This window comes from Rhodococcus sp. 27YEA15 (assembly GCF_049739425.1).
Taxonomy (GTDB): Bacteria; Actinomycetota; Actinomycetes; order Mycobacteriales; family Mycobacteriaceae; genus Rhodococcus_F.
The window spans coordinates 3,541,071-3,564,082 of the sequence record NZ_JBMHHW010000001.1 but is presented as its reverse complement, the minus strand read 5'-3'; the positions used below and the strand labels follow the sequence as shown (position 1 = coordinate 3,564,082).

Here is a 23,012-nt window from a genome sequence, read left to right as displayed (position 1 = left end):
CGAAGTCATAGTCACGCTCATTCACGAGGAGATATCGATGGCAATCGAGCTCAATCAGATCTGGGACTTCCCCATCAAGGAGTTCCACCCCTTCCCGCGGGCCCTGATGGGTGTGGGCGCTCATGACATCCTCGGTGTGGAGGCCAAGAACCTCGGCTTCAAGCGCACACTGCTGATGACGACGGGTCTTCGCGGCTCCGGCATCATCGAAGAGCTGATCGGCAAGATCGAATACCAGGGTGTCGAGGTGGTGCTCTACGACAAGGTGGAGTCCAACCCCAAGGATTACAACGTCATGGAGGCCGCTGCCCTCTACCAGAAGGAGAAGTGCGACTCGATCATCTCCATCGGTGGAGGTTCCAGTCACGACGCCGCCAAGGGCGCTCGTGTCGTCATCGCTCACGACGGCCGCAACATCAACGAGTTCGAGGGCTTCTCCAAGTCCACCAACAAGGAGAACCCGCCGCATATCGCCGTATCCACAACCGCCGGTACGGGTTCCGAGACCTCGTGGGCGTACGTCATCACCGACACCTCCGACATGGACAACCCGCACAAGTGGGTGGGCTTCGACGAGGCGACCATCGTGACCCTCGCGATCGACGACCCGCTGCTTTTCTACACCTGCCCTCAGCATTTCACCGCGTACTGCGGCTTCGACGTCTTGGCGCACGGCAGTGAGCCGTTCGTGTCCCGTCTCGATTTCGCGCCGTCGCTCGGTAACGCGATCTACTCGGTGGAACTGGTGGCGAAGAACCTGCGCGAGGCCGTGTTCGAGCCGCGTAACCTCAAGGCTCGCGAGGGAATGATGAACGCGCAGTACATCGCCGGGCAGGCGTTCAACTCCGGTGGTCTGGGCATCGTGCACTCCATCTCGCACGCCGTCAGCGCTTTCTTCGACAGCCACCACGGTCTGAACAACGCGATCGCGCTGCCCCGGGTGTGGGAGTACAACCTGCCCTCGCGCTACGAGCGCTACGCCCAGTTGGCCGGCGCTCTCGGTGTCGACACCCGCAACCTCACCACCGTGCAGGCTGCGGATGCCGCTGTCGAGGCGGCGATCCGTCTGGCGAAGGATGTCGGTATCCCGGACAACTTCTCGCAGGTGCGCACTGATTCCTACGCGAAGAACCAGATGAACACCAAGAAGTACGAGGGCCGTGGCGATGTCATCAAGGGTGACGAGAAGACCGTTCTCGCCATCTCCGAGCACATCCAGGACGACTGGTGCACTCCGGGCAACCCCCGCGAGGTCACGGTGGAGTCGATGATTCCCGTCGTCGATCACTCGATCAACAAGTCGTACTTCTAGCAGGGCATCCGGCCCCGTGCGCCTTTCTGGTAGCTCGCGCTATCAGAAAGGCGCACGGGGGTTTACCCCCAAGAAAGGACACCTCGATGACGATCGCGACCGGCCGAACGTTCTCCAGCGGCACCGATCTCAAAGATGCTCTGCGAGAGCAGGACTACATCGCCGACGACGAGTTCGCGGTCGTCGTCCACCTGGCTACCGCGCTGGGACGACCACTGCTGCTGGAAGGGCCTGCCGGTGTCGGCAAGACCGAGCTCGCGAAGTCACTCGCGGCGATCGGCGGACGCAAGTTGGTACGGTTGCAGTGCTACGAGGGCCTCGACGACAACCGAGCGCTGTACGAATGGGACTACGCCAAACAGCTGCTGCACGTGCAGATGCTTCGTGACCGGATCAGTGATCAGGTCGCCGAGTTCGACAACATAGCCGACGCGTCGAAATTCTTGGCGGATCAGGATTTCGGGCTGTACTCCGAGAACTTCCTCTCCGTGCGACCACTGCTCGAGGCGATCCTGTCCCCGGAGCCGGTGGTGCTTCTGGTCGACGAGGTGGACCGCACCGAGGAGTCGATGGAAGCTCTCCTGCTCGAAATCTTGGCGGAGCAGCAGATCACCATCCCCGAGGTCGGTACGTTCGTGGCGCGTTCGCAGCCGTGGGTCATTCTGACGTCCAACGACACTCGTGAATTGTCGCCGGCGCTCAAACGGCGCTGTCTGCACTATCATCTCGGCTATCCGACGTCCGAGCGTGAGCGGGAGATCGTCACTGCTCGCGCACCCGAGGTAGACGCTGCAACTGCTACCGATGTCGTCGAGTTGGCCAGGATCTTGCGAGACCTGCCGCTTCGCAAGAGCCCTTCGATCTCCGAGGTCATCGATGCCGCAAGGGCTGCAACCGTTCTCGAAGCCAGTGGGTTCGACACCGGTTCCGATGCGAAGGTTCGTGACATCCTGTTGACGGCGCTGCTCAAGTACTCGTCGGACGTCACTCTCGCGAAGGAGCGCTTCGAGGGCAAGGGCGCGCAGGTGGCGCCGACGCGCGACGGCGAACCTGCCCGTCGGGACACGGTTGCTTCCAAACCGGCGAATACGACGACGGCGGTGTTCCGTGGCACCGGTGGCCGAGATCGCAGCGGTAGTCCGGACCGCGGCGGAATCCGTTCGCGGCCATGAAGACGCTCGGCTCGCCGGTGTGGCAACCAGGTTTCGTCCTCGACGTCGTCTCGGCCAGTTTCGGTCGCCTGTTGCGGATTTCGGGGGTGGGGGCGTCGCCGGCCGAGGTGATCGAGGTGCGGCGGGTGCTCGCGATGGTCGGCGCCTCGGATCGTGATGTTCTCCGTTCCTGCCTGCGGTCGGTGTGTGCTAAGTATTCGCACGAGCAGGCCGGTTTCGATCGAGCTTTCGACGCGCTGTTCCGGGAAGTGGTCGACAAGGCGGCGACGGAGCGGATGACCTCGCGCGCCGAGGTCGGGGACGGGCTGTTGCCCACCGCCCTCGACATCGACGCCGATCAGGAGGTGGGGCGGTACGCCGAGTACAACGAGCGGGCCGCGGAGGTGGGTGATCATTTCGACACCCCGGAAGCGGAGAAGGGATTCAACCCGCACAAGGACGACGACGACGTCTCCATGACCTCGAGTGACGCCGAACTGTCGGTGGACACCGGATCGGAAACCGGGCGCCGAGGTGTCAGTTACACCGTCGACGTGGACCGGGCGTCGTCTGCGACGGTCGGCGACCTGAGTACGACGGTCGCAGCCGCGGTGGTCGGATCGTTGTCCTGGGACGATCCGAATTCCATTCTGGCGTGGCTGGATTCCTACGATCCGAGTAAGGCGTATGCGGACGTCTCCGACGACGGCCCGTTGACGCAGGCCCAGCTGAACCGGTTGGTGGAAGCGGTCGAGGCGTTTGTCGCCGCGCTCTCCGCTGCCGCTCTCGCCGAAGGTGCGCCTGATGTACCGGACAGCGAGTCGGCCGTCGGTCCCAGCCACAACGACATCGAGTTGGCGTGCCACGAAGTGCTGCGCCGGATGCGGGGGCCGTCTCGTCCGCGCCCTCGCGAGCGGGCACGCGGACATCTCGACATGCGTCGAACAGTTCGGTCGAGCCTGCGCACCGACGGTGTGCCGTTCCATCTGGTGGTGAAGGCTCCTCGGCCTGATCGAGTGCGGCTGCTGCTGATCGCGGACGTCTCGCTCTCGGTTCGGCCGGTCACGGCGTTCACGTTGCGGCTCGCGCAGGCGATGCATCGTCGTGCCGACCGGTGCGAGGTCCTTGCGTTCGTCGACCGCCCGGTGGACGTGACGGACACGTTGCTCGCCAGCAGCGGCGACGGCGCGTTGGCTGCGGTGCTCGCACATCCGGGTCTGGATCTGGAGGCGAGCAGCGACTACGGGCGGGTACTCACCGAATTGTTGGACGAGCACGGCAATGCCCTCAACTCCCGGACGTCGGTCATCATCGTCGGTGACGGACGCTGCAACGGTTTGCCGCCCGAGGTGGACAAGCTCGCCGAGCTGCGACGCAAGGTGCACCGGTTGGCGTGGATCACACCGGAGCCCAGACGATACTGGAACCAGGCGTCGTGCGCGATGCCGGACTACGCGGAGATCTGCGACGAGGTGGTGGTGGCGAGGGACGCCGTGCAGTTGACGGCCAAGGCTGCCGAGTTGGGTCACGCTCTTCGGTGACGTGATTGACTGAGCGGCGTGACTACGTCGAGGTGGCAACCGATCGTCCTGCTGACCGTTGTGGGATCGGTGTGCGGCCTGGTTGCCGTCGGGGTGTTCCGGTGGTGGTGGAATTCGTTGGAGTCCCCGTACATCCTGATCGGAGGGGAGTACGTCGATCATTCGGATCCGACGTTCACCGGTGCCGCGTTCATGGATCTGTTCCCGGCCGAACCGCCACCGTGGTTGTACTCGTCTCTGGTGCTCGGCCCCACTGCGGTCGGGCTGGTGGCGGGGGTGGCGCTGGTCGTGTTCGGCGGGCGCCTCCGGTCGCGAAGTTCCTGACGCCCTACCTGCCCGATCGGGCAGGTAGGAACCTGTACCTCGGCCGGTGTGTCCGACGTTGCACCCGCGTATCCTCAGGGCTGGCGCTTGTAAGATGGGTCACATCTGTGCAGGCGCTCGGTGAGAGGAACGGTGATCATGTCGGTGGCATATTCCGGTGCTGTCAGTCGTGGTGATCATCGCCGGGACACGTCTGCACGGCTGGTCAAGTTCCATGCGCCCGAGATCGTGTTCGGTATCGGATCACTGGTCGAGGCCGCACATGCGGCACTTCGGTTCGGTGGGTTCCGGCCGTTCCTGGTCACCGATCCGGGGATCGTCGAGGCCGGTTGGGTGTCCGAACTGGGAGGTCACCTGGCTGAACAGGGGCTCACCGCGACGATCTGGTCGGGTCTGACACCCAATCCGAAGGATTTCGAGGTGGCTGCCGGGTTCGAGGTGTATCGCGAGGCCGAGTGCGACGTCATCATCGCGCTCGGTGGCGGATCGGTGATCGACGCAGCCAAAGGAGTGGCGGTTCTCGCGGCCAACGGCGGAAACATTCTCGATTACGAGGGTGTGGACGAGGCCACCAAGCCGATCCCGCCGATGGTGATGGTGCCGACCACCTCCGGGACGGGCGCGGACGTCTCGCAGTTCTGCATCGTCACCGACACCACACGCGGCACCAAGATCACCATTCTCGGGCGCGCGCTGGTTCCCGACGTCACCGTCATCGACCCGCGACTGCTCACGACGATGCCGGAATGGCTCAATGCGGCAACGGGGTTGGATGCGCTGACACACGGAATCGAGGCTTTCGTGTCACTGGCGCACAACCCTCTCACCGATCATCACGCACTGCGGGCGGTGGGTCTGGTCACCGAGAATCTCGTCAACACCATTCACCATCCGACGGACATGCATTCACGCTCGGTGATGGCGCAGGCGAGTCTCGAAGCGGGATTGGCGTTCACCAACGCGATCCTCGGCGCTGCGCACGCGATGAGCCACCAGGTCGGCGGCATGCTCGACCTTCCGCACGGCGTGATCAACGGAATCCTGCTCCCGCATGTCATTCGTTTCAATTCCACTACCGACGCCGGTCCGTTCGTGGCGATCGCCGCTGCGCTCTCGCTCCCGGAGAGTCGTGGCAGTGCTCAGGAGGCGGCCCTGGCGGTCGCCGACCGTGTCGAGCAGTTGGCCCGGGAAGTGGGGGTGCCGAAGGGCTTGGCGGAATTGGGCGTTCGTGTCGAAGATCTCGATCGGCTCGCGACATTCGCGCTGCACGACGCGTGTATGTCCACCAATCCGCGAGAAGCATCGCACGAGCAGATGGTGGCACTGTTCCGAGGTGCGTTGTGACGGCGGATCTGTCCAGGCTCACCGGTTTACGGTCCGGCAAGAGTTCGTTCTATCCGCAGTATCGTGGCGCCGCCGAGCGACTCGAGCGTGTCGTGCACGCACTGGAGTTGATCTCTCGTGCCCTGGTGCGCACGGTCGAGGGCCCGGAGACACTCGTGTGCGCCGTCGCAGAGGCGGCCAGGGCGCATCTGAGTGCCAATTGGATCGTTTTCGCGCTCGCCGACGGAACTCTTCCGGACGCGGGGCCACGCAGACTGGTGCTGGGGCCGGACGCGACGCCTTTCCTGGTGGGAAATGTCGAGGGTCCGCCGTTGCCGGACGACGTCGTTTCGTGCCTGGACGAGATCCGTTGTGGCCGGATCGAGTTGAATCCGTTGATCGACTCGCATTACGCGTTCGTGCCGATCGTGCTCGGTGGCGGTGTGGTGGGTGCTTTCGCCGCGTGGACGCCCAAGCATCGAACTCTCGACACGACCGACAGTGCCGTGCTGAGCATCCTGGCCAGTCAGACAGCCGTGGCGTTACAGAACTCCGCGCTCTATCAGCGCGGCCAGTTGCTCCTCGAACGCGCCGAGGATGCCTATTCCGAAGCGAATCGGACGGCGGCCGATCTCGCGGTGCGCAACCGTGAGTTGGAGACCACGCAGCGTCAACTCGGAGTGGCGCACCGACATCAAGTGGTAGACGACGAGCGCCATCGGATCGCCCGTGAACTGCACGACAGTGTCACTCAGGCCGTGTTGTCCGCCGGCATGCAGATCGAAGTGTGCCGAAGTGACATTCCCGACGAGGAACGTAGCGAAAGACTTGATTTGGCAAAGGATCTGACCAGGCGGGCCGTCGAGCAGTTGCGGTCGGCGATCTACGCGCTCAACCATCCGTCGGATGCCGACCGGACGTCGCTTCCGGAGATGCTCGAGCAACTCGGTGTGGTGCACATGCCGGACGAGTTGGCGGTCAGTGTCCGTATCGGCGGCACCCCGACGGAACTGCCGGGCGACGTCGAGCACGCGTTTCTACGGATCGCGGGGGAGGCTCTGTTCAATGCCGCGGTGCACGCGCACGCGACCCGAGCGGTGCTTCGACTGACGTATCGGGCGGATACCGTCCTACTGTCGGTGTCCGACGACGGTGACGGCGACCCGGCGCGAATGCGCCTGATCCTCAAACTGGCTGCGTCCAACGATCTGGACGGCCGTCATCGTGGCTTGGCCAACATGCAGGCCCGGGCTCTCGAAATGGGCGGAACGCTCGAAGTGCGGCGCGCCCGGATCGGTGGAGTCCAAATCTTGGTTCGCCTCCCGTTGACGGGTTTGCAGACCGAACTCGGGACAGACGACGTGTGCCGGGCCGACGATCTCGAAAGCGAGCAATGATGGCTGTCACCGGAGCTACCACCCCCGCACCACAGTCCTCGGCACGGGTGAGTGTCGTTCGTATCGTCCTGGTCGACGATCATGCGATCCTGCGTCAGGGTTTGCGTTCGGTTCTCGAGCGAGAACATGACCTCGAGATAGTGGGGGAGGCGTCGACGCTGATGGAGGCGCTGGCAGTGGTGGATCGGGTGCTACCGGACATCGTGTTGATGGACTTGAAATTGTCGGCGAGTTCCGATTACGAGGGCCTGACGTTGTGCGGGCAACTGTCCAGCGCGCATCCGGGACTGGGGCTGCTGGTGCTGACGACGTTCCTCGACGACCAACTCGTCGTGCGCGCGGTGCATGCGGGAGCGCGGGGTTACGTGGTCAAGGATGTCGACACCACCGAACTGGTTCGGGCGATCCGGGCCGTCTCGCGGGGGGAGAGCGCCTTCGATTCGAGAAGTGCGTCGGCAGTGATCCGGTCCCTCAACGGTCAGTCCTCCACGAGGGAACGACTGACCGACCGTGAACTGGAAGTGCTGAGATTGTTGGCAAACGGATTGTCCAACATCAAGATCGGCGAAAAGTTGTTCATCTCGCCGACCACCGTGAAGTTCCACGTCAGCAATATCATGCGCAAACTCGAAGTCAGTCGCCGAGCCGAGGCCGTGTACGCGGCCAGTAAACAGGGTCTCATCTGAACTCGGTGGTGAGCGAGTTGAATTCTCGCCGAATCTAATCAGTGCCTGTTGGCGCTCGGGCGATCATCGTGGAACACACGAGCGTTGCCGTCAACAGGAAGTGTGAGCCATGAGTGGTTCGACTGTCACATCCGTAGTTGTCTCCGATCAGGAGCTTCGAGACAGGTTTCGGCCGGTCTTCGAGAGAATCGCCGTAGGTTCGGTGGAGCGTGAACGCGACCGTCGATTGCTCTTCGACGAGGTGCGGTGGTTGCGTGAGGTGAGGTTCGGGGCGCTGCGGGTGCCCGTCGAGCAGGGCGGTTTCGGTGCCAGTGTCCGGCAGCTGTTCGATCTTCTGATCGATCTCGGTGCTGCGGAATCCAATCTCCCGCAAGCTCTTCGGGTGCACTGGGTGTTCGTCGAGGATCAGCGTCTCGCGGCCGACAGCCGATGGCTCGAGGCCGCGGCGCAGGGAACCCTGGTCGGCAATGCGATCACCGAGCCCGGTGTCGGATCGGCCGATCGGTACCGGACCGTGCTGCGCCGCGTCGGCGAGGGTTGGCAACTCGACGGCGTGAAGTACTACAGCACCGGCAGCCTCTACGCCGACCACATTCTCGTCGCCGCCGATCGGGACGGCGACCGGATCGCAGTCCTCGTCGACGCCGATCGGGACGGCGTTGCCCAGACCGACGACTGGGACGGGTTCGGCCAGCGGCTCACCGGGTCCGGAACCACCACGTTCACCGGCGTCACCGTGCCGGATGACCGTATCCTCGGTCCTGGATACGGCGCGTCCGGGCGTACGTATTCCACCGCCTACCTGCAGTTGGTGCAGCTTGCGGTGCTCGCGGGTATTGCGGCCCGCGCCGAGGTGGACGTTGCCGAGTGGGTGCGGGCCCGCACCAGAACCTTCACCCATGCCGCCGCCGATCTGCCACGACACGATCCGCTGGTGCAGCAGGTGGTCGGGCGAATCTCGGCTGCGGCCTTCGGTGCCCGCGCTGCGGTACTGGCCGTCGCCGACGACCTCGATGCTCTGCTCGATGCGGGCGGTGAGGATCCCGTACTGCTCGACCGCGCCGAATCCAATTCTGCCCGTGCACAATCGGTGGTGATCGGTCTGGTTCTCGATGCGACTGCCGAGTTGTTCGACGTCGGCGGTGCGTCGATCACGTCGTCGGAGTTGGGGTTGGACCGGCATTGGCGCAATGCGCGCACCGTCGCCGCACACAATCCGCTCATCTACAAGCAGCAGGCGATCGGCGCGCACGTACTGAACGACGACCCGCTGCCGTACGCGTGGAGTGCGGGCCGCCGGCCGGAGGCAGTGGGATGACGCGTCAGATCAGGTTCAATGCCTTCGACATGAATTGTGTTGCGCACCAGTCTCCCGGACTGTGGCGCCACCCGGCCGATCAGTCACACCGATACACCGACCTGCGGTACTGGACAGAACTTGCCCGGTTGCTCGAGCGGGGTGTGTTCGACGGTTTGTTCATCGCCGACGTGCTCGGTACCTACGACGTCTACGGCGGCACCGACGAGGCGGCGTTGCGGCAAGGCGCGCAGATTCCGGTGGCCGATCCGGTTCTACTGATCTCCGCGATGGCGGCAGCCACCGAACATCTGGGATTCGGTGTCACCACGGGAACCGGGTTCGAGCATCCCTATCCGTTCGCGAGGCGGCTGTCCACGCTCGACCATCTCACCGGAGGCCGGGTCGGGTGGAATGTCGTGACCGGCTATCTACCTTCTGCGGCAAGGAATTTCGGAGCAGACGACCAGCTCGGTCACGATGCCCGCTACGACCACGCCGACGAGTACCTCGAGGTCCTCTACAAGCTGTGGGAGGGCTCGTGGGAGGACGACGCCGTGGTCCGCGACGCCGCGTCGGGGGTGTACGTCGATCCGGAGAAGGTGCACCACATCGGCCATCACGGTGAACACTTCACGGTTCCCGGTATCCATTTGTCGGAGCCGTCGCCGCAGCGTTCCCCGGTGATCTACCAGGCCGGGGCGTCGCCGCGCGGGGTGCGTTTCGCCTCGGAGAACGCCGAGGCGATTTTCATCGGCGGACCGTCGAAGCGGGTGCTCCAGGACACGGTGTCGAGAATCCGGCAGGCACTCGTCGATGCCGGCCGCGACCCGTACTCGGCACGAATCTATGCGCTGTCCACGGTGATCACCGATGCGACGGACGAGGCGGCTGCAGCCAAACACGAGGAGTATCGGAGGTACGCGAGTGTCGAAGGTGCACTGGTCTTCATGTCCGGTTGGATGGGGATCGATCTCGCACGCTACGACCTCGACGAACCGATCGGCAATGTCGAGAGCAACGCCATCCAGTCGGCGGTGGCCGCTTTTCAGGAGGCGGACGACGACGGCCGGGAGTGGAGGATCCGCGACATCGCCGAGTGGGGTGGGGTCGGCGGCCTCGGACCACGCTTCGTCGGTTCGGGTGAGACAGTGGCGACGACGTTGCAGGAGTGGGTCGAGGAAACGGATGTGGACGGGTTCAATCTCGCCTACGCGATCACGCCGGGGTCCTTCGAGGACGTGATCAACCATGTGGTGCCCGTGTTGCAGGCGCGAGGTGCATACCCGTCGAGCTATGTCGACGGGACGTTGCGGCACAAGCTGTTCGGTCGAGGGGATCGACTGCCGACCGAGCACCGGGGTGCCCGCTTTCGACTCGGCGGAGATCTGTCGACTGTCACCGAACGATTCGACATCTACCAGGAGACACCATGACCACACGACGTAGTGCTGCCGTGATCGGCGCCGGATTGGCCGGCTCGACGGCGGCCCTCGGCCTGCTCGATGCCGGATTCGACGTCACCCTGTTCAGCGATCGCGAACGGCGATCTCTCCGCGACGACGTCCCCGCCACCGGCACCGCCGTTTATTTCGGCAAGTCTCGGGAGGCGGACGCCCAGGTGATCGAGGACTTGTACGCCCACGGCCCGCATTCGACGGGAATGAGTACTCGACTCTATTCCGGCAGTGGCGACCAGAGCGCGAACGTGCTCGAGTTCGACCCTGACTTTCGTTATGTCGCACAGGGAGTCGATGTTCGGCTACGGGCGGATGACCGGATCGGGCGTTTCCTCGACCGGGGCGGTCGATTCGAGGTCGAGACCGTCGACGCAATCGAACTCGACACCATCGCCGGCGAACACGACCTCACTCTCGTCTCCACCGGCAAAGCAGGTTTGGCGTCGCTGTTCCCGCTCGATGCCGAGCGAACGGTGTACACGGAACCGCAACGGCACCTGTTGTCGGTGACGTTGGAGGGTTTGGGGCACGGGCCGGACACCTGGGGATACCGTACGACCGGCGGCGGTACCCACAACGTGTTCAACCTGCACACCGATTTCGGTGAGGCGTGGATCGGTCCCTACCTCCACAAGGACGCCGGACCCACCTGGAATTTCCTCGGTTTCGCGAAGCCCGGCAGCCCCTGGGTGGAGCGGTTCGCAGCCGTCACCGACGTACACAGCGCCCGGCAGACGGTGCTCGATCTGTACCGCGACTTCTTCCCGCACGATGCGGCCGAGGTGGCCCGGTTGCAGTCCGTCGAGTCGGACCCGCACTCGTGGCTGCGTGGGGCGGTGACTCCGACGGTTCGCCGCGCGATCGGTACGACCGCGAACGGTCACGTAGTTGCGGCGATCGGTGACACCGCGATCTCCTTCGATCCGGTAGCCGGCCAGGGCGCACAGAACACTGCAGTGCAGGTTGCCGCGCTGGTCGCCGCAGCCCGCGATCACGAGGGTGAATTCTCGGCCGAGTGGCTGTCCGATCAGTTCGAGAAGCACTGGCGGAGTCGAGGGAACGCCGCGGCCGAGGTGACCAGATTGTTCCTCGGTGACCCGAAGTACGCGGTGCACGCCGAGCTGCTGTTTCCCGCAGCGGCGGTCAGTGAGCCAGTGGCCGCCGCGCTGTTCGGATTCCTCTCCGAGCCCGACAGGTTGACCGGTATCGACAGCCGGGCGGACGTGTCGGCGTTCATCGCCGACGCAGCCGGCGAGCCTGCCGAGAACGTGCTCGGCCGGTTCGCACCCAGCGCCGGTTTCACGTCGGCGTCGCCGGTTGACGTCACGAGGTGACGGGATTCGTGCCGAACACGCGCTGAGAATTCGGGGCCGGACGGGCTAGTATTGCGCGGCCCGGTGCGCACGCACGTGGGGTGATCGCGGATCGAAGGAATCTTGTCGTGAGTTGGCATATCTGGTTGGCGTTTTTCGGGGCGAGTTGGGTGATCAGCCTGTCGCCGGGTGCGGGCGCCATCGCGTCCATGTCCTCCGGTCTTGCCAACGGGCTCAAGCGCGGGTACTGGAACATCGTCGGTTTGCAGTTGGGGTTGTTGCTTCAGGTCGGAATTGTCGCGGCCGGTGTGGGCGCCATTCTGGCGAGTTCGACGGTGGCGTTCTCGGTGATCAAGTGGTTCGGCGTCGCCTATCTCGTCTACCTGGGTGTCAGGCAGTGGCGGTCGGCTCCGAGTGAGGTCGATTCCGAGTCGGCAGATTCTGGTAGTTCTGGTCCGCGAATGATGCTGCGCGGCTTTCTCGTGAACGCGAGCAACCCCAAAGCGGTGGTCTTCATGCTCGCCGTGTTGCCGCAGTTCCTCGACCCCACCGCACCGTTGCTTCCCCAGTACCTGATCATCGCGGCCACCATGTGCGCCGTCGACATGGTGGTGATGACCGGGTACACGGGTCTGGCGGCGCGGGTGTTGAGGCTGATGCGTTCGCCGAAGCAGCAGCGGGTCACCAACCGGGTATTCGCCGGATTGTTCTTCGGGGCCGCCGGGTTCTTGTCGAGTGTCGGTCGCGCAGCCGCATGATGTATTGATTTCGTCGGTGTCAGGTCCGCTCCGGTAGTGTCCTGTCAACTTCTCGATGGTTCGGCGTGAAGGTCGAGGAACCGAATCCACGTCGTGGATCGGGCTCATTGCGCGGTGCCGGTAGTGCTGTCACGGATTTGCCGCCGCCTGTCGGTAGGTCGGAAACCGCCATCGTCGACGTCATTGCACCGAATGGTTTCCCGGCGTCGGCGTCACCGATCGCGGTCAGCTGTGTGTGTAGTGGTGTTCCGGCGAGGGCGAGCATGGCTTCGCCCAGGGCTTCGTTCTGGGTGGGGTGTGCGTGGATGAAGTGGCCGACTTCGGTGGGTAGTGCCTCTCAGGCCACGGCGAGTTGGGCTTCGCCGATGAGTTCGCCGACCCGGTCGCCGACCAGGTGCACGCCCACAACAGGTCCGGCGTTGCCGGCGCGGATGACCTTGATGCCGCCGTGGGTTTGCAGGATTTGGCTCAGGCAGGTGCCGCCCATCTTGTCCGCTTCGATCAGCGTCACGGACAGTCCGAGTTGGCCGGCCCGAAACGCGCAGGCGTAGCCGCCGGAACCACCGCCGAGGACCAGGACGTCACTGTGATGTGTCTCCGATGCCATCGGAGCCGCCATCAGAGCCTGCCCAGTACGCTGATCGGGTTCTCGACGTAGTCGCCGAACAGTCGCAGGAACCCGCCTGCCTCACCGCCGTCGCACACCCGGTGATCGAAGCTCAAGGAGATCTGGGCGATCTTACGGACAGTCAACTGCCCGTTCATTACCCACGGCTTGTCGATGATCCGGCCGATACCCAAGATGGCGGCTTCGGGGTGGTTGATGATCGGGGTGGAACCGTCGACACCGAATACGCCGTAATTGTTGAGGGTGAATGTTCCCCCGGTCAGGCGTGCCGGTGGAAGTTTGCCGTCGCGGGCCAGCTCCGTCATCTCCCGTAGTGCCTGTGAGAGTTCGACGGTGGTCAAGGCGTCGGCGTCGGAGATGACCGGGACCATCAGACCCTTCGGCGTGTGCGCGGCAATGCCGAGATGGATCTGCCGGTAGCGCACGATCTCGCCCCTGGCGGTGTCGACGCTCGCGTTCAGTTCCGGGTAGCGTTTGAGCGCTGCGACCGTCAGTCGCGCCAGAAGCGCCATCAGGCTGATCTTGTCATGGTCCGGCAGGGCGTTGTTGATCTGTGTGCGAGCAGTGAACAGTTCGGTGGCGTCGACGTCGACCCAGGTGGTGGCGTCGGGGATTTCCCGTCGGCTGGTGGTGAGCTTGTCGGCGACGGCTTTGCGAAGTCCCTCGAGCGGAATGCGGACGTCAACAGAAGAGGCGGCGGCAGGTGTGGTGGCCGTGAAAGATGGCTGCTCGAGCGCCCGCTCGACGTCGGCGCGCACGATCACGCCGCCTGCACCTGTGGCGGTCAGCGAGTTTTCGTCAAGTCCGTTCTCACGGGCGAGAGTGCGCACGATCGGAGAGAGCCACCGAGCCGATGTGCCGCTGCTCGGTGCTAGCGAAACGGTGTGGGCCGCAGCGCCGGTACGGCGCCGGCGCAGGGGAGCGTCCTCGCTGGTGCCGTAGCCGATCAGGACGTTGCCGGAGCCGGCGCGTTCTTCTTCGCGGTAGCGCTCGTGGGTGGCGGACACCGTGGCGTCGGCATCTGAGCCGCCGCTGACGGTGATCAGCGGGGTGCCCACCTTCAGTGTCTCGCCGTCGGCGCCGTGTAGTTCGATCACGGTGCCGGCAAACGGAATCGGCACGTCGACAGCAGCTTTCGCGGTCTCCACCTCGACGACGATCTGATCGATGGTGACGACGTCACCGACCTCGACGTGCCACTGCGCTATGTCGGCCTCGGTGAGTCCTTCGCCGAGGTCGGGGAGCATGAATATCTGGTTGCTCATGCCGTCACGGCCCAACGAGTATCGGGGGTGTCGTTCCACTGCAAGCGGTCGATGGTGTCGAGGACGCGGTCGACGCCGGGTAGGTGCAGGCGTTCGAGCTTGGGAGCGGGGAAGGGGATGTCGAATCCGCTGACGCGCAACACCGGGGCGTGGAGGTGATGGAAGCTGCGTTCCTGGATGCGGGCAGCTATTTCCGCGCCGACTCCGGCAAAGCCCTGAGCTTCCTGGATCACGACGCAGCGTCCGGTTTTGTGGACTGAGGCGGTCACGGTCTCGTCGTCGAACGGCACGATCGATCGCAGATCGATCACCTCGATGTCGCGGCCTTGCGCTGCTGCGGCGTCGGCGGTTTTGAGTGCGACGTCCATGGACGGGCCGTACGCGATCAGTGTTGCGTCGCGGCCGGGGCGGCGGACGACGGCACGCCCGATCGGCTCACGCTCGGTCAGTTCTACGTCGGCGCGCGAGAAGTAGAGCTTTTTGGGTTCGAGGAAAATTACGGGATCGGGATCGTCGATCGCGGCGCGGAGAAGCGAGTATGAGTCCTCGACAGTGGACGGCGCTACTACCTTCAAGCCGGGGGTGTGCGCGTAATACCCCTCGCTCGAATCGCAGTGGTGCTCGACGCCGCCGATACCGCCCGCGAAGGGAATACGAATCACGATGGGCACCGTGAGGGCGCCTTTGGTGCGGTTACGGATCTTCGCGACGTGCGAGGCGATCTGCTCGAAAGCCGGGTACGCGAAGGCGTCGAACTGCATTTCGACGACGGGGCGGTAGCCGGCCATTGCCATACCGATAGCGAAGCCGATGATCCCGGATTCGGCCAGGGGTGTGTCGAAGCAGCGGTCGGCGCCGAAATCGCGGGTCAATCCGTCGGTGACGCGGAAGACGCCGCCGAGCGTACCGACATCTTCACCGAAGATGACGACGTTGTCGTCGGCGGTCAACGCATCACGCAGCGCGGTGTTCAAGGCCTGGGCCATGGTGAGCGTTGGCATGTCAGTGTCCTTCTGCTTCGGCGGCGAGTTCTGCTTCGACCTGGGCTTGTTGTTCGCGCAGTTGTGGTGTCTGCTCGGCGAAGACATAGCGGAACAGATCGAGCGGATCCTGCGGGCGATCGACGTTCATGCCGGCGCGGAGCGTGGCGGCTTCCGACTCGGCCTGTGCTGTCAGCGATTCCATGAAGGCGTCGTCGACGAGGCCCTTGCCACGCAGGTACGTTTCGAGTCGCAGGAGCGGATCGCGGCCGATCCACTGCTCGACCTCGCTGTTGTCGCGGTAGCGGGTGGCGTCGTCGGCGTTGGTGTGTGCGTCCATGCGGTAGGTGTGCGCTTCGATGACGACCGGCCCGTTACCGGCGCGGACGAAGCGCGCGGCTTCATCCATGACGGCCATCATGGCGACGGGGTCGTTTCCGTCCACCTGCTCGCTGCCGATGCCATAGCCGACGCCCTTGTGCGACAACGTCGGTGCGGCGCTTTGCCGCGAGAGCGGCACGCTGATGGCAAAGCCATTGTTCTGCACCAGAAAGATCACCGGGGCTTTGAAGACGGCAGCAAAGTTCAGTCCCTCGTGGAAGTCGCCTTCGCTGGTTGCGCCGTCACCACAGAAGGCCAGGGCAACGGTGGCTCTTCCGCGCCGGGCTTCGCCGTACGCAACCCCGGTCGCATGGAGTAGTTGGGTGGCAAGCGGGGTGCACTGCGGGGCGCTGCGATGGGCGGCCGGGTCGTAGCCGCAGTGCCAGTCGCCGGCGAGCATGCTCAAGATCTCCACCGGGTCCACGCCGCGGGCAGCCAACGCCACCGAGTCACGGTACGTCGGAAACATCCAGTCGTTCGGCTGCAAGCTCATCGCCGCAGCGATCTGGCAGGCCTCCTGGCCGCGCGAGGACGGATAGACCGCGAGTCGTCCCTGTTTGGTCAACGCCGTGGCCTGTTGATCGAAACGCCTGCCCAACACCATGTTCTGAAACATCTCGACCAGACGGCCGTCGCTCGGCATGGGATAGCGCGCCTCGGACCCGGTGAGGATGCCGTCAGCGTCGAGATATTGCACTGCCGTGTCGGTCGGAAGGAACTTCCGGTATTGCTGCTCACCCACGGGTTCGACAAGAGTCACCACTACCTCCAGAGCCCAACTATCGCGAAATGCATTGTGTCCGCCAATGTTCGCAACCATTCGACGAGTGGGCAACGAAGATGAGAAACTGAAGACCATTGGTCAGAAATGGCTGCAACAGTGGCAGAATGTCTGCTGACGGAGTTGGTAGGCATGGCGAGGATGGACAGATGGCAGACGGCGGCTCGGACTCCTACGAAATCGATGCGATCGACCGACGGATCATTGCCGAACTCGTCGCGGACAGCCGCATCTCTGTCCGGGCACTGGCGGAGAAGGCGCACATCTCCCGGGCGCACGCCTACGTTCGGGTCGAACGGCTCGAGAGCGCAGGGATCATCGCCGGGTTCACGACGCGGATCGCGCACGAGAAGGCGGGCTTCGGTGCTTCGGCCTACGTAGCGCTATCGATTAGACAGAACTCCTGGCGAGGGCTAGCTGCCGCACTGAGCACCCTCCCGTTCGTCGAGCATTTCTCGTTACTCGGTGGCGACTTCGACGTACTGGTGTTGATTCGCGTTCCGGACAACCGCGAACTGCGTCACACGGTCCTCGAGGAACTCCAGGGACTCGACGGTGTGCTGTCGACGAGGACCTGGCTGATCTTCGAAGAAGGGAACGGGCCGGGGCCCGACTGGGAACGACAGTGAGCCACCACGCCGCCGGTACGAAGTTTCTCGGCCACGGGTGCTGACAGTATTCTTCGATCGTGACATCAGCTGTACCCGATCTGCCGTTGCCGGACGTCGTCGTCGAGCTTGCCGGCGGCGAGGCGATCGAACCCGTGTGGATCAACGGTGAAGGAGGCATCACGTACCGACTCGGTTCGGGGCGGTACCTGAAATGGCATCGTGGGCCCGCTGAGGTGACGCTCGAACTCGAAGCGCACAAGATCATGTGGGCGAGCAGCTATCTGTCGGTTCCGGCGGTGCTCGAAGTCGGTCACAGCGGCGAGGAGTCGTGGCTTGTCACCCGTGCAATCGTGGGTGACAGCGCAGTGTCCCAACGGTGGCTGGCAGATCCGGCGACGGCCGTCCGCGCGGTCGGACGTGGCTTACGCGATGTGCACGAGTCCGTGCCGGTCGAGGAGTGCCCGTGGCGTTGGGATCCGGCGACCCGAATCGAGAGCGCGGCGAAGCGCGGGATTCGTGCCGGTGACGATCTGCGTAGACCGCCGGTGATAGATCGGCTCGTTGTCTGTCACGGCGACGCGTGTTGCCCCAACACGGTGTTGACCGAGGTCGGCGACGTGTCCGGTCACCTCGATCTGGGATCGCTCGGTGTCGCGGACCGCTGGGCCGACATCGCCGTCGCGGCAATGAGCACGCTGTGGAACTACGGACCAGGCTGGGAATCGGAACTTGTTGCAGCGTACGGTCTCCCGTTCGATCAGGCGCGTATGGACTATTATCGACGCCTGTGGAACGCGCTGTGACGCGCTCAGCTGTCCGGGCGGGCGTGGACGACTACTTCGGTGCTCACGCTCAGCACACGATTGTCGGTGTCGTCGGTCAGTGTCGTGGTGATGGTGACCTGCCCGCGTGAACGGTTGTCGAGCACTACGTCGTCGATGACGGCAGTGCCGGTGAGAGTGTCTCCGGGCCGGACCGGCCGGAGAAACTTCACCTCACGTAAGTTCTTGCCCGCAATGACATTCCACTGTGAGTAGAGGCCGGCCACCATCAATTTCTGGTAGACGGCCATGGTGTGGAGACCGCTGGCGATCAGGCCACCGAACACCCCGGCCTCGGCGCCCGCGACGTCGAGATGGAACCACTGCGGATCCCATTGCTGGGCGAATTCGAGGATTTCCTCCTCGGTCACCGTGTAGGAGCCGAGGCTGTGTGCCTGGCCGACAGTGATGTCTTCGGCGTACAAGGTCGATCCCCGCAGGGCGGCTGAATCAGTCATGAGTGGTCGAGTCTCCCGAGTGGTCCGGCGTGTCCTTGGCGAACATACTCTGCGGGCGGTCACATCTGCATCCGGGAGCTTCTCCTAGACTGCGGTGCATGGCCACAGACGCGTATATCGATCCGGACGAACTGCTCGGAGTCTGGGATTTCGAGCGCGAGATCGTCGACCGCGTCGCAGATCAGGTCAAGCGTGTTGCCGGTCGTACCGACCTCACCGCGACCGACGACGGACGTATCCGGTGGTACGAGAGCGGAACGCTGTTCGACGGCGATCTGCAGCTGCAGGTGTTCCGAACCCTCTTCATCGAAAAGACCGACGGGCAGTGGGCAGCCACGTTCGAGGACGGCCGGGATTTTCATCGCTGGGCACCGGGGGAGGACGTCGAACATCTCTGCGGTGCCGATACCTACCGGGGGCGCATCGACGTAGTGCCGGGTGCGGCAGCGACGTGGACGGTTGTCTGGACAGTCACGGGGCCGACCAAGGACTACACGATGACGACGCACCTGACTCGGCCGTGATGGTCGTGGAGTAAGTGCCACGTCCAGTACGCCGGTTTCGGAGCACACCTGCCGCTCCGGCCGTACCCGGAGCGGCAGGCAATCCAGGTCGACGTGTCTTGGACAGGTCGGCCACTTCGGTTGCCGGGGTGCTCATTTCACGGTGCGGTTGCTCACTCGACGCCGATGGTGACCTCGGTCGACTTGACGAGCACTGTGGCCGTCTGGCCCACCTTCAGCGCAAGATCGACGGCCGCATCCTTGGTGATCGAGGACGTGACGATCTGCTCGCCGCCGTCGAGCCGCACCTTCACGGTAGCCATGACAGTTCCGAGTTCGACCGCGACGATGGTGCCGGTGAGCTGATTTCGAGTGGACAGGCGCATGAAGTCTCCTCAGATCTAGGGTGCGGAATCTTCACGACCTTAGGATGAACTCCTCGTGTTCGCCCAGTTGTTCCGCACTTACCAGCTGGATGGCTGTTTCGGTGCGCGTGTGCGGGCGACGGCCGGAGTAGATTCCCGGGCATGACTGAACCTGTGAAGGGCCCGGCATCGTATTTCCCCGCGATCGAGAAGAAATACGGGCGACCGATCTCGGAGTGGAAGGACGTGATCCGGCGTTCGGAGCTGACCAAGCACATGGAATTGGTGAACTGGCTCAAATCCGAACACGGCTTGGGACACGGTCACGCGAACGCCTTGGTGGCGCACACGTTGACGGAAGATCAGCCCGAATAGGTCGTCGTAGCGTCCAGAATCAGCCACCCGCCGTGATGCTCGAGTACCTCGAACGGCCTTCCGGTTCTCTCACCGAGGTCCCGCAGTGATGCGAGATCGAAGGTTCGGACGTGGCCGTGGCACGCGGTCGCTTCGTCCTCGAACGGGACGGCGATGACAACGCGTTGCCGGGCGATCCGTAGTGCCTGCGCGATCACGGACTCGCCGACGGCGTCGTCGACGTGCTCGAGGAGATGGATCGCGGTGACGGTGTCCGCGCTCTTGTCCGGAGCAGGCACGTCACCGGCATCGCAGACGAGGGTGGTGATCTCGATTCCGAGTTCGGGGGCGACCGCGTCGAGCAGAACCATGGTTCCGGGAAGGATGTCGGTGGCGGTGACGGCCGTACCGGCACGGGCAAGTCGCAATGGCAGGAAACCGAAGCATGATCCGAGATCGAGTACGGATCCTCGGACCAGTTCTTCCGCCTTGGCGTGGATCGGTGCGAAATCTGCGGTGCCGTCGAGAAGTTCGCGCAGCGAGTTCCGGTAGTACACGGTCCAGGACTCGAGTGCTCCGTCGACGGTGGAGCGGACCAGGCCGACCATCGTCAGCTCGAATTCGTCCTGACCGAAGTCGGCGTCCTCGACGGAGGCGGTGACGTCGGCGACGAGCCGTTCGCTCAGGTCGTCGGCCGTCAGAGAGTGTCGAACGTGCAGGCGTCCACCTTCGCGCCGCAGGGACAGCGGCCCGCGTTCGACGCGCTCGACGCTGACGTGCCCGAACGACCAGTATCCGGGGGTCGACGGTGCCAGTGAATCCATGACCGGTGCTGCCGCGGTGGGGGACATGTGCGCCTTCCTCAAATGTTGATGCCGGTACGCAGTGACTGCGTCCCCGTCTTCAGAAGTTCCGACAGTTCGAGCGAATCGTCCGTGAGCCATTGCTCGTACGCGGACATGGCTACTCCGAGGAGCAGGTAGCCGATCGTACGCGGTCCGTGGTCGGACGGTTCGAGATTCATCCGCCGCGCCACGTAGTCGGCCACCACCTGGCGCCAACCTTCGTACATGACGGACGAGTATGCCTGAAGGGTGGGGACTTCGAGGATCAGCGTCATTCGTTTGCGATGCACCGCAGTCTCTTCCGGCGGGAACGTGTTGAACGCCAGAAGTGCGGATTCGAGTGCGTCGACGAGGGGGAGGTCGTCGGGGAGGGAGTCCAGGTGTGCTCCCATCTCCACCAGGTGCCCGTCGAAGTCGCCCCAGGGGACGGCGTTCTTGGAGGGGAAGTAGCGAAAGAACGTCCGTCGGGCGATACCGGCAGCATCGGCGATCTGGTCGACGCTGACCTCCGCGAACCCCACTGTCGAGAAGAGTTCGATACCGATGGTGCTGATCCCCTCCTTGGTGGTGGAGGGGCGCCGACCTATCCGAGCGGACGGTTTCTTGCGACTACGCATACTTTTTTCGCTCCATGTCTGTCATTGTGCACTCGATGCCATTAGAGTGGTGAACCGAGTCACAGTGAAGCCCCACTCGTGACCACCAACTCCCGGGTCGGAAGTCAGACGTACAGACTTTCACGCGGGAGTGCGATTACAGGAGGAATCCATGTCCGATCGTGACAACAAGGCTCTCGAGAACGAGCTCGTCGAGGAGTCTTTGGTGGAAGAGGTTTCGATCGACGGCATGTGCGGCGTGTACTGACCGTGTCCTCTGTCGATCTCGATGCGGGGTGGAAACTCCACCCGCAGGTAGCGCTTCGCCCCGAACCTTTCGGGGCGTTGCTCTACCACTTCGGAACGCGCAAGCTCTCGTTCTTGAAGAACACGACCATCGTTGCCGTGGTCAAGGCGTTGCCCGATCATCCCGACGTTCGCTCGGCGCTGCGCGCGCAGGGCATCGACGATGACGCGGCCCCGCAGTACGCCCGTGCGTTGAGCACTCTCGCCGCTTCGCACATGATCGTGCCGGCTTGACGCTCGATGTACTCCCGCCGTGCGGAACAGCCCTTTCCGTACGTCCGCCCGCTTCATTCTTCGCGAGGACACAGCCATGACCTCAGTTCTTGAACATCCCTCCACGCCGGCGCCGGTGGGGCGCCTGGTCGACCAGTTCGAGCTCGGGCTCGACGCCCCGATCTGTCTGACCTGGGAACTCACGTACGCGTGCAACCTTTCCTGCGTTCACTGCCTGTCTTCCTCGGGGCGTCGCGACCCGCGCGAGTTGAGCACCGAGCAGTGCAAGTCGATCATCGACGAGCTGCAGCGGATGCAGGTCTTCTACGTCAACATCGGCGGCGGCGAGCCGACGGTGCGCTCGGACTTCTGGGAGCTCGTCGACTACGCGACGGCCCATCAGGTGGGTGTGAAATTCTCCACCAACGGCGTGAAGATCGACAAGAAGGTTGCCGAGCGGCTTGCCGCCAGTGACTACGTCGACGTGCAGATCTCGATCGACGGTGCCACCGCCGAGGTCAATGACGCTGTGCGCGGGCCGGGTTCGTTCGCGATGGCCGAGCGTGCGCTGGCCAATCTGAAGGAAGCCGGCTTCAAGGACGCCAAGATCTCGGTGGTCGTGACCCGGCACAACGTCAGCCAGCTCGACGAGTTCAAGGCGCTCGCGGACAAATACGACGCCACCTTGCGTATCACGCGCCTGCGTCCGTCGGGCCGCGGCGCCGACGTGTGGGACGATCTGCACCCGCGTCCGGAACAGCAGCGCGAGCTGTACAACTGGCTCGTCGCCAATGGTGACGGCGTCCTGACTGGCGACTCGTTCTTCCACCTGTCCGCATTCGGTGACGCCCTGCCCGGCTTGAACCTGTGCGGCGCCGGCCGCGTCGTCTGCCTCATCGATCCGGTCGGCGACGTCTATGCGTGCCCGTTCGCGATTCACGAGCAGTTTCTTGCCGGTAATATCGTGGCCGACAACGGCTTCCAGAATGTGTGGCAGAATTCGGAACTGTTCAAGGATCTGCGTTCCCCGCAGACCGGTGGCGCGTGCAGCAAGTGCAGCCACTTCGACGCCTGCCGTGGCGGTTGCATGGCAGCGAAGTTCTTCACCGGCCTTCCGATGGACGGTCCGGATCCGGAATGCGTGCAGGGCTACGGCGAAGCAGCACTCGAGGGCACCAGGGGCGATATTCCCAAGTCCAGTGTCGACCACTCGAGGTCGGGCCAGCGCAAGACGCCGCGCGCGTCGGTCCCGCTGACGCTGATGATGCGTCCCCCCGCCAAGATTTGTGACGAAAACCCGCTTGCGGGCATGCAGCAGTAGCACTGCTGCGAGATATCCGAGC

General features: G+C 64.0%; 25 protein-coding genes and 1 pseudogene. 18 read left to right on the top strand and 8 right to left on the bottom strand.

Annotated features, from left to right (window positions below; all coding sequences use genetic code 11):
• Positions 1–37: 37 nt before the first annotated feature.
• From mdo to ABH922_RS16480, 11 genes are all read left to right on the top strand, one after another.
• A complete protein-coding gene (gene mdo, locus ABH922_RS16530; protein WP_424807942.1) occupies positions 38–1,312 on the top strand; it encodes an NDMA-dependent methanol dehydrogenase in 1,275 nt (424 codons plus the stop codon).
• 86 nt (positions 1,313–1,398) lie between these two features.
• Positions 1,399–2,484 carry a MadB family AAA-type ATPase gene (locus tag ABH922_RS16525; RefSeq protein WP_424807941.1) on the top strand — a complete coding sequence of 362 codons (1,086 nt, stop codon included), beginning with the start codon at positions 1,399–1,401 and terminating at the stop codon, positions 2,482–2,484.
• Entirely contained in the window at positions 2,481–4,004 is a 1,524-nt protein-coding gene (madC, locus tag ABH922_RS16520; RefSeq protein WP_424807940.1) for a MadC family VWA domain-containing protein, read from the top strand. Before ABH922_RS16525 ends, madC begins: the two co-directional genes overlap by 4 nt.
• 18 nt (positions 4,005–4,022) lie before the next feature.
• Positions 4,023–4,328, top strand: a complete 306-nt coding sequence (locus tag ABH922_RS16515; RefSeq protein ID WP_424807939.1) for a hypothetical protein — start codon at positions 4,023–4,025, stop codon at positions 4,326–4,328.
• A 138-nt stretch (positions 4,329–4,466) separates the two neighbouring features.
• Complete coding sequence (locus ABH922_RS16510; RefSeq protein ID WP_424807938.1) at positions 4,467–5,672, top strand: iron-containing alcohol dehydrogenase; 1,206 nt, start codon at positions 4,467–4,469, stop codon at positions 5,670–5,672.
• Positions 5,669–7,048: a MadS family sensor histidine kinase gene (locus tag ABH922_RS16505; RefSeq protein ID WP_424807937.1), complete on the top strand. Its 1,380-nt coding sequence runs from the start codon at positions 5,669–5,671 to the stop codon at positions 7,046–7,048. Before ABH922_RS16510 ends, ABH922_RS16505 begins: the two co-directional genes overlap by 4 nt.
• On the top strand, positions 7,048–7,734 hold the full coding sequence (locus ABH922_RS16500; protein ID WP_424807936.1) for a MadR family response regulator transcription factor: 687 nt from the start codon (positions 7,048–7,050) through the stop codon (positions 7,732–7,734). Before ABH922_RS16505 ends, ABH922_RS16500 begins: the two co-directional genes overlap by 1 nt.
• Before the next feature lie 109 nt (positions 7,735–7,843).
• The gene (locus ABH922_RS16495) at positions 7,844–9,052 is read left to right on the top strand and encodes an acyl-CoA dehydrogenase family protein (RefSeq protein ID WP_424807935.1); all 1,209 of its coding nucleotides are present in this window, start codon (positions 7,844–7,846) and stop codon (positions 9,050–9,052) included.
• Positions 9,049–10,467 carry an LLM class flavin-dependent oxidoreductase gene (locus ABH922_RS16490; RefSeq protein ID WP_424807934.1) on the top strand — a complete coding sequence of 473 codons (1,419 nt, stop codon included), beginning with the start codon at positions 9,049–9,051 and terminating at the stop codon, positions 10,465–10,467. The genes ABH922_RS16495 and ABH922_RS16490 overlap by 4 nt, the downstream gene beginning before the upstream one ends.
• On the top strand, positions 10,464–11,825 hold the full coding sequence (locus ABH922_RS16485) for a styrene monooxygenase/indole monooxygenase family protein (RefSeq protein WP_424807933.1): 1,362 nt from the start codon (positions 10,464–10,466) through the stop codon (positions 11,823–11,825). Before ABH922_RS16490 ends, ABH922_RS16485 begins: the two co-directional genes overlap by 4 nt.
• A gap of 107 nt (positions 11,826–11,932) precedes the next feature.
• A complete protein-coding gene (locus ABH922_RS16480) occupies positions 11,933–12,562 on the top strand; it encodes a LysE family transporter (RefSeq protein WP_424807932.1) in 630 nt (209 codons plus the stop codon).
• Between the two features lie 235 nt (positions 12,563–12,797).
• On the opposite strand, the pseudogene ABH922_RS16475 reads toward ABH922_RS16480, so the two are convergent.
• The 4 genes and pseudogenes from ABH922_RS16475 to pdhA all read right to left on the bottom strand — a co-directional run.
• A pseudogene (locus tag ABH922_RS16475) lies at positions 12,798–13,169 on the bottom strand (FAD-dependent oxidoreductase); the annotation flags it as partial.
• 11 nt (positions 13,170–13,180) lie between these two features.
• Positions 13,181–14,455, bottom strand: a complete 1,275-nt coding sequence (locus ABH922_RS16470) for a dihydrolipoamide acetyltransferase family protein (RefSeq protein WP_424807931.1) — start codon at positions 14,453–14,455, stop codon at positions 13,181–13,183.
• On the bottom strand, positions 14,452–15,456 hold the full coding sequence (locus ABH922_RS16465) for an alpha-ketoacid dehydrogenase subunit beta (protein WP_424807930.1): 1,005 nt from the start codon (positions 15,454–15,456) through the stop codon (positions 14,452–14,454). Before ABH922_RS16465 ends, ABH922_RS16470 begins: the two co-directional genes overlap by 4 nt.
• A gap of 1 nt (position 15,457) precedes the next feature.
• Positions 15,458–16,576 (bottom strand): pyruvate dehydrogenase (acetyl-transferring) E1 component subunit alpha, encoded by a 1,119-nt coding sequence (gene pdhA, locus ABH922_RS16460; RefSeq protein ID WP_424807929.1) that lies wholly within the window; start codon positions 16,574–16,576, stop codon positions 15,458–15,460.
• 170 nt (positions 16,577–16,746) lie between these two features.
• Between pdhA and ABH922_RS16455 the strand changes: the two genes are divergently transcribed.
• Together ABH922_RS16455 and ABH922_RS16450 are read left to right on the top strand one after the other, a co-directional pair.
• Positions 16,747–17,226 (top strand): Lrp/AsnC family transcriptional regulator, encoded by a 480-nt coding sequence (locus ABH922_RS16455; protein ID WP_424807928.1) that lies wholly within the window; start codon positions 16,747–16,749, stop codon positions 17,224–17,226.
• Positions 17,227–17,285: 59 nt separating this feature from the next.
• The gene (locus ABH922_RS16450; RefSeq protein WP_424807927.1) at positions 17,286–18,011 is read left to right on the top strand and encodes a phosphotransferase; all 726 of its coding nucleotides are present in this window, start codon (positions 17,286–17,288) and stop codon (positions 18,009–18,011) included.
• A gap of 5 nt (positions 18,012–18,016) precedes the next feature.
• Here the strand turns inward: ABH922_RS16450 and ABH922_RS16445 are convergent, their stop codons facing one another.
• Entirely contained in the window at positions 18,017–18,487 is a 471-nt protein-coding gene (locus ABH922_RS16445; RefSeq protein WP_424807926.1) for a MaoC/PaaZ C-terminal domain-containing protein, read from the bottom strand.
• 98 nt (positions 18,488–18,585) lie between these two features.
• On the opposite strand from ABH922_RS16445, the gene ABH922_RS16440 reads away from it, so the two are divergent.
• On the top strand, positions 18,586–19,011 hold the full coding sequence (locus ABH922_RS16440) for a DUF6314 family protein (RefSeq protein ID WP_424807925.1): 426 nt from the start codon (positions 18,586–18,588) through the stop codon (positions 19,009–19,011).
• A gap of 152 nt (positions 19,012–19,163) precedes the next feature.
• On the opposite strand, the gene ABH922_RS16435 is transcribed toward ABH922_RS16440, so the two are convergent.
• Positions 19,164–19,376 (bottom strand): TOBE domain-containing protein, encoded by a 213-nt coding sequence (locus ABH922_RS16435; protein WP_424807924.1) that lies wholly within the window; start codon positions 19,374–19,376, stop codon positions 19,164–19,166.
• Between the two features lie 141 nt (positions 19,377–19,517).
• On the opposite strand from ABH922_RS16435, the gene ABH922_RS16430 reads away from it, so the two are divergent.
• Complete coding sequence (locus ABH922_RS16430) at positions 19,518–19,730, top strand: DUF4287 domain-containing protein (protein ID WP_424807923.1); 213 nt, start codon at positions 19,518–19,520, stop codon at positions 19,728–19,730.
• On the opposite strand, the gene mftM is transcribed toward ABH922_RS16430, so the two are convergent.
• Together mftM and mftR are read right to left on the bottom strand one after the other, a co-directional pair.
• The gene (mftM, locus tag ABH922_RS16425) at positions 19,718–20,560 is read right to left on the bottom strand and encodes a mycofactocin oligosaccharide methyltransferase MftM (protein WP_424807922.1); all 843 of its coding nucleotides are present in this window, start codon (positions 20,558–20,560) and stop codon (positions 19,718–19,720) included. The two genes, ABH922_RS16430 and mftM, sit on opposite strands and share 13 nt — an antisense overlap.
• Before the next feature lie 11 nt (positions 20,561–20,571).
• Positions 20,572–21,171, bottom strand: coding sequence for a mycofactocin system transcriptional regulator (mftR, locus tag ABH922_RS16420; protein WP_424807921.1), 600 nt, complete (start codon positions 21,169–21,171; stop codon positions 20,572–20,574).
• A 151-nt stretch (positions 21,172–21,322) separates the two neighbouring features.
• Here mftR and mftA point away from each other — a divergent pair, with 151 nt between their 5' ends.
• From mftA to mftC, 3 genes are all read left to right on the top strand, one after another.
• Positions 21,323–21,418 (top strand): mycofactocin precursor MftA, encoded by a 96-nt coding sequence (gene mftA, locus ABH922_RS16415; protein ID WP_424807920.1) that lies wholly within the window; start codon positions 21,323–21,325, stop codon positions 21,416–21,418.
• Positions 21,403–21,690, top strand: coding sequence for a mycofactocin biosynthesis chaperone MftB (mftB, locus tag ABH922_RS16410; RefSeq protein ID WP_424807919.1), 288 nt, complete (start codon positions 21,403–21,405; stop codon positions 21,688–21,690). Before mftA ends, mftB begins: the two co-directional genes overlap by 16 nt.
• 76 nt (positions 21,691–21,766) lie before the next feature.
• The gene (gene mftC, locus ABH922_RS16405; protein WP_424807918.1) at positions 21,767–22,990 is read left to right on the top strand and encodes a mycofactocin radical SAM maturase; all 1,224 of its coding nucleotides are present in this window, start codon (positions 21,767–21,769) and stop codon (positions 22,988–22,990) included.
• Positions 22,991–23,012 lie beyond the last annotated feature (22 nt).